Origin of the sequence: Agathobaculum desmolans ATCC 43058 (assembly GCF_000701665.1) — a bacterium.
Taxonomy (GTDB): domain Bacteria; phylum Bacillota; class Clostridia; order Oscillospirales; family Butyricicoccaceae; genus Agathobaculum; species Agathobaculum desmolans.
The window spans coordinates 70076-76453 of the sequence record NZ_JNJN01000005.1 but is presented as its reverse complement, the minus strand read 5'-3'; the positions used below and the strand labels follow the sequence as shown (position 1 = coordinate 76453).

The 6378-nt window shown below is 54.6% G+C and carries 5 protein-coding genes and 1 pseudogene; all 6 read left to right on the top strand.

Going from position 1 to position 6378, the window contains the following annotated elements:
- Positions 1–225: pseudogene (locus T363_RS0102800) on the top strand (tryptophanase); the annotation flags it as partial.
- A gap of 152 nt (positions 226–377) precedes the next feature.
- Entirely contained in the window at positions 378–1778 is a 1401-nt protein-coding gene (locus T363_RS0102795) for a sodium-dependent transporter (protein WP_031473037.1), read from the top strand.
- 300 nt (positions 1779–2078) lie between these two features.
- On the top strand, positions 2079–4031 hold the full coding sequence (locus tag T363_RS0102790) for an OPT family oligopeptide transporter (RefSeq protein WP_031473035.1): 1953 nt from the start codon (positions 2079–2081) through the stop codon (positions 4029–4031).
- Between the two features lie 76 nt (positions 4032–4107).
- Positions 4108–4470: a PqqD family protein gene (locus T363_RS0102785; RefSeq protein WP_031473033.1), complete on the top strand. Its 363-nt coding sequence runs from the start codon at positions 4108–4110 to the stop codon at positions 4468–4470.
- Entirely contained in the window at positions 4467–4811 is a 345-nt protein-coding gene (locus T363_RS0102780) for a hypothetical protein (protein WP_031473031.1), read from the top strand. Before T363_RS0102785 ends, T363_RS0102780 begins: the two co-directional genes overlap by 4 nt.
- Before the next feature lie 47 nt (positions 4812–4858).
- On the top strand, positions 4859–6301 hold the full coding sequence (locus T363_RS0102775) for an aminoacyl-histidine dipeptidase (RefSeq protein WP_031473029.1): 1443 nt from the start codon (positions 4859–4861) through the stop codon (positions 6299–6301).
- The last annotated feature ends 77 nt before the right edge of the window (positions 6302–6378 follow it).

Sequence of the window (6378 nt, the reverse complement as noted above, 5' to 3'; positions counted from 1 at the left end):
AAGACTCCCGAGCAGCAGGCTGAGCTGGCAAATGTTGTTCGCTTCGCGATCGACCGCAGCCGCCTGACCAAGGAGCATCTGGATTACGTTATCGCTGCTGTTGCACAGCTGTACAAGGATCGTGCAACGATCCCGAACATGCGCATCGTTTGGGGCCACAAGCTGCCGATGCGTCACTTCCATGCCTTCCTCGAGCCGTATGCTCCGTCCGCTGACCAGATCTGAGATCAGGTTCCTGACTGACTATACTATCGACAATCTTGCGTAACCTGCGCCGCGCGGAAAGTGCGCAGGGGTGAAAAGTGAACGGCAGCGCCCGCAGACAATTTCATATTTTCTGCGGGCGCTGTTTGATCCATGTAAAGGGGTGTAATCGCATGAAAGAAAACAATGAGCAAAATCGTGATGGATTTAAGAGCAAATGGGGCTTTATTTTAGCCTGTATCGGCTCTGCGGTCGGTATGGCCAACATCTGGCGCTTCCCGTATATGGTGGCGTCATACGGCGGCATGACGTTTCTGCTGCCGTACTTCCTATTCGTCGTATTGATTGGCATGTCCGGCGTTATGGAAGAATTTTCGCTTGGCCGCTGGGGCGGCGCCGGTCCTGTCGGCTCATTCGGCAAAGCCATGGAGGAACGCACCGGCAAAAAAACCTTCGGCGAAGTGATCGGCGCACTGCCGGTCATCGGCTCGATGGGCCTTGCGATCGGCTACTCGGTCGTAATGGGCTGGATTTTTAAGTACACTAAAATGAGCATCACCGGCGAACTGTTCGGTCTTGGTCAGGACATGGATAAAATCGGCGGCGCATTCGGCTCGGTCGCCCCGGAAGCTGAAACTTTGGGCGAGGCTGTCGGCATGATGTTCCAAAATGGTATTTTCGGCATTGGCAACGCATCTTGGATCATTGTGGCCGTCGTTGTATCGGTTGTCATTATGGCGCTGGGTGTTGCGGGCGGTATCGAAAAGGCCTGCAAAATCATGATCCCGCTGCTGTTCGGTCTGTTCCTCGTAATGGCGGTTTACATTGCGTTCCTGCCGGGCGCAAGCGATGGCTATAAATTCATCTTCTCGCTGGATCCGAAGGGGCTGCTCAATCCCGAGGTTTGGGTATTTGCTTTCGGTCAGGCATTCTTCTCTCTGTCTGTTGCCGGTAATGGTTCGGTCATTTACGGCTCGTATCTGGGTAAGGATGTAGAAATTTCCTCCTCTGCCCGCAACGTAGCAATTTTTGATACACTCGCCGCTCTGGTGGCCATGTTCGTTATTATCCCTGCCATGGCCACCACCGGCAGTCTGGTGGAGTCCGGCGGCCCCGGCCTGATGTTTGTTGCACTTCCCGGCGTGTTCAACGGTATGGGCGGCTTCGGCTGGATCATCGGCGCTTTCTTCTTCATCGCCGTACTGTTTGCCGGTACGACTTCGATCATCAACCTGTATGAGACCCCCGTCGCCTTCCTGCAGGAGAAATTCAAGCTGGGCCGTCTGCCCTCTGTTATCATCATTCATGCAGTTGGCCTTGCAATCGCTTTGATGATTCAGCCTTGGACCTCTCAGTGGATGGATATGGTATCCATTTACATCTGCCCGTTTGGCGCAGCGCTGGCCGGTATTATGTTCTTCTGGGTGCTCAAGAAAAAGACTGCATTGGATGCCGTCAACGAGGGCAGCAAAAAGCAGATCGGCGGCTGGTTCCATCCGTTTGGCAAGTGGGTGTATGTACCGCTGTGCATCTTTGCACTGATCGCAGGCGCCGTGCTCGGCGGCATCGGCTGATACCTATTTGATACGCTCATTTTTTATCCTATCCCACTGACAGACCGTCCACAGTTTCTCTGTGGGCGGTCTTCCTTTTACTGTCCATGTATTGAAGTTTTTTCCTGTTTTCCCGCAAACACTGCACTATGATACAGTATCAAAGGTCGTATTTATGGCAGTTGATGCACGATTTTTGTGTATTTTGTGCTATATACTCAAAAACAGGGGGATTTATACTTGACGCAACCGTCTATTTTCGGTAAAATAAAGAGTACTGTGCATGGATCGTTCACGGAATTCTCCCTCCTGCCGAACTGCATGGTAAAAAGAGTGAAAGGAACGAATATTGTGGAAGAGAAAAAATTCCAACCTTATGTTCCGGCCGACAAAGTCATGCCTGAGTTCACGGTGGTATCCGTGCTGCTGGGCGCACTTCTGGCAGTCATTTTCGGCGGAGCAAACGCGTATCTGGGTTTACGCGTTGGTATGACGGTATCTGCCTCCATCCCGGCAGCCGTTATCTCAATGGGTATCATTCGCGCGATCATGAAGCGTGAATCCATTTTGGAGAACAACATGGTGCAGACCATCGGTTCTGCGGGCGAATCCGTAGCGGCCGGTGCAATCTTCACCCTGCCTGCCCTGTTCATGTGGGCGAAGGACGGCCTGTGTGATGTTCCGTCGCTGATTGAGATCGGCCTGATCGCGCTGTGCGGCGGCGTGCTGGGCGTACTGATGATGATCCCGCTGCGTTCGGCGCTGATCGTCAAGGAGCATGGCGTGCTCGCCTATCCGGAAGGACAGGCCTGTGCAGAAGTGCTTATTGCCGGTGAAGAAGGCGGTGCAAAAGCCTCGACCGTATTCTCCGGTCTCGGCATTGCAGCCCTTTACAAGTTTATCGCAGACGGTTTCAAGATTTTCCCGAGTGAAGTGACCTATGATATTCCTGCCTACAAGGGTTCGGGTATCGGCATTGATGTATTGCCCGCGCTGGCAGGTGTCGGTTACATCTGCGGTCCGCGCGTATCCTCGTATCTGTTCGCAGGCGGCGTGCTCGGCTGGTTTGTTATTATGCCTTTGATGGCGCTGTTCGGCGGCGATCTCGTGCTTTTCCCCGCCACCGCAACCATCAACGAGCTGATTGCAGAAGGCGGCGTATCCAGCCTGTGGGGCAGCTTCCTGCGCTATATCGGCGCGGGCGCAGTTGCTGCCGGCGGTGTGATGAGCCTGATCAAATCCCTGCCGCTGATCGTCCGCACCTTTAAGGATGCGCTGGGCGACTACGGCAAGGGACGCACGACCAGCAGCCTGCGCACCGAGCAGGATATCCCGATGAACATTGTGCTGATCGGCATTCTGGCGCTGGCGGTTGCCCTGTGGCTGATCCCGGCTATCCCGCTCAATCTGTTCACTGCGCTGATCGTTATTGTATTCGGTTTCTTCTTTGCCACAGTATCCTCCCGTATGGTCGGCCTGATCGGTTCGTCCAACAACCCGGTATCCGGCATGGCGATCGCTACCCTGCTGATTGCAACGCTGCTGCTCAAGGGCACCGGCACCGAGGGTGCGGAAGGCATGACCGCTGCAATCGTAATCGGCGGCATCATCTGCATCATCGCTGCGATTGCCGGTGACACCTCTCAGGACCTGAAGACCGGCTTCCTCGTTGGCGCGACCCCGCGCAAGCAGCAGATCGGTGAACTGATCGGCGTTGCGGTTTCGGCCATTGCCATCGGCGGTATCCTGTACCTGCTGAGCATGGCTTGGGGCGGCTACGGCTCCAACGACCTGCCGGCACCGCAGGCTATGCTGATGAAGATGATCGTAGAGGGCGTTATGGGCGGCAACCTGCCGTGGAACCTCGTGCTGACCGGCGTATTCATTGCCATTGTTGTCGAAGTGCTCGGCATTCCGGTTCTGCCGTTTGCCATCGGCCTGTATCTGCCTATTTACCTGTCCGTTCCGATGATGCTCGGCGGCGCTGTACGCTGGTATCTGGAAAAGCGCAAGTACGGCTCGGACAAGGAGAAGAACACTGTGGTACAGTCCGGTGTTCTGTACTCCTCCGGTCTGATTGCCGGTGAGGGTATCGTCGGTATTCTGCTGGCGGTTCTGGCGATCATCCCGGCCGGCGCTGAAATGTATGTCAGCGATGTGATCAACCTCAGCACCCGCTTCAATCTCGGCAAAATCGGCGGTTTGATCTTCTTTGCCCTGATCCTGCTCACCATTTATCTCTTTGCAACCAAGGACAGCAAAAAGAAAAATTAAAAAACGATTGCGAAACCGACGACCGGGCTGTATACTTTGTTATACAGCCCGGTTTAAGCAAGTATAGGAGTTTACTATGGCAAAGAAGCAGAAAGAAAACTATCTGGACTTTGTTCCGCTCATCAACCCGCAGAATACGTGGGACGAGGGCGAGGACGGCATTGTTACCATTCATATGGTCCATCGGGGATTTTATGATAAACTGGCGCAGAAGGTGTTCCATACGCCGCGCGTCAGCCACATCAAGCTGGATGAATACGGCAGCTTCCTCTGGAAAAAGATCGACGGCGTGCAAAGTGTGGGCGCGTTGGCACAGCAGATGAAATCACAGTTTGGCGAAGCTGCGGAACCGCTGTATGACCGGTTGGTAAAGTATATGCAGATCCTTCACAACAACCGCTTTGTGCTGTTTGCAGGGAAAGATAAGGTGAAGGCATGAATACCGGCACGATCATTCTGGGAATCATATTATTTGCTCTGGTCACGGCGCTGCTCTATGTCTGGGGGCTGAAAAAAAGCGTTACACAGCCGGAGGATCTGCAGCGAATCCTGCTCGGCAAAGGCGCTGCACGCATCCGCAAATACCTGAAAACACACGAAACCATCGACCTGCCGGAGGTCGCCCGTCAGATCCGCGATATCAAGGCCAGCATGTTCTGGTCGCGCAACCGTGCATCGATACAGGATCCCGCCGCATTCAGCCGGCAGCTTATTACCTTTATGCAGGAGCAGCAGCTTATCGAAGCGGCTGATGCCAAGCGTTATCGCTTAAAACCCTAACTTTTCCACAGTTATTCATTTGATTGCAGCAAGGAGTATGACCCAATATGAAAGTTTTGCAAGCCTTAGAACCGAAGCGCGTATTTTCCTTTTTTGAAGAGATGTGCGCAATTCCGCACGGTTCACGCAATACCAAGGCCATCAGCGACTGGTGCGTTGACTTTGCCCGCCGCCGCGGACTGGAATACCATCAGGACGATGCCAATAACGTTATCATCATCAAACCGGCTTCGCCCGGCTATGAGCAGGCCGCTCCGATCATCCTGCAAGGCCATTTGGATATGGTTTGTGAAAAGACCGCCGACTGCAGCAAGGATATGACCCGCGAAGGGTTGGATCTGGTTGTGGATGGTGACACTGTTTATGCCAAGGGCACTACCTTGGGCAGCGATGACGGCATCGCAGTTGCCATGGCACTGGCCATACTGGAAGCGGAGGATCTTCCCCACCCCCGCATCGAAGCCGTTTTCACTACGGATGAAGAGATCGGACTGCTGGGTGCAGCGGTAATCGATGTCAGCCCGCTGCAGGGGCGCACGATGATCAATATCGATTCCGAGGTGGAAGGTATTTTCACCGTCAGCTGTGCCGGCGGCAATACCAGTGCCTGCCTGCTGCCGATTGCCCGCATGCCGTATAACGGAGAACCGGTTGAAGTCACTGTCAGCGGCCTGATCGGCGGCCACTCCGGTACGGAAATCCATCGCGGCCGCGCCAACGCCAATGTTTTGATGGGCCGTGTACTGCGCCATATTGCAGCGTACACCGACATACGGATCCAGTGCGTCAACGGCGGACTGAAAGATAATGCGATCCCTGTTGAAGCGCATGCGACGATTCTTGCAGCGGATGCACAGTCCGCGCTTTCCGCTGTTGCGGAAATGAACACCACCCTGCAGAATGAGTACCGCAGCACCGATCCCGCGCTTTCGGTCACAGCAGCAGCGGCATCCTCGCAGCAAACCGCTCCCTTGGATGCGGAGACGACACGCAAGGTGCTTTGCATGCTGGCCTGCCTGCCGGGCGGTATTCAAGCGATGAGCGCTGAAATCCCGGGGCTGGTACAAACCTCGCTCAATCTCGGCATCGTTGCTACGGAGGAAGATCAGTTCCGTGCCTCCTTCTGCCTGCGCAGCTCGTTCGACTCCCAGAAGGACATGCTCAAGGACCGCCTTTCCTGCCTGATGGAACAGCTTGGGGGTCATGTGGAATTCGCCGGTGAATACACCGGCTGGCAGTATCAGGAGCACTCCCCGCTGCGCGACCTGATGGTACAGGTATATGAAGAGCAGTACGGCAAGCCGCCGAAAATCGAAGCGATCCATGCCGGACTGGAATGTGGTATGTTTGCCGGTAAGATCCCCGGGTTGGACTGTGTTTCGATCGGCCCTGATCTGCTGGACATCCATACCCCGCGTGAGCATATGGTAATCTCATCTGTACAGCGTGTATGGAACTTCCTGCTGGAAGTGCTCAAGCGCTCCAAATAAGATCACACAGCAAAGTCCGCACCAGCCTGTATCCGGCCGGTGCGGACTTTCCATTTGATGGGATTCTGATTTTTACT

Coding starts and splice junctions, on each gene's coding strand:
- T363_RS0102775 (WP_031473029.1), top strand. CDS start 4,859: ATGAAAGTTTTGCAAGCCTTAGAACCGAAGCGCGTATTTTCCTTTTTT.
- T363_RS0102795 (WP_031473037.1), top strand. CDS start 378: ATGAAAGAAAACAATGAGCAAAATCGTGATGGATTTAAGAGCAAATGG.
- T363_RS0102785 (WP_031473033.1), top strand. CDS start 4,108: ATGGCAAAGAAGCAGAAAGAAAACTATCTGGACTTTGTTCCGCTCATC.
- T363_RS0102780 (WP_031473031.1), top strand. CDS start 4,467: ATGAATACCGGCACGATCATTCTGGGAATCATATTATTTGCTCTGGTC.
- T363_RS0102790 (WP_031473035.1), top strand. CDS start 2,079: ATGGTAAAAAGAGTGAAAGGAACGAATATTGTGGAAGAGAAAAAATTC.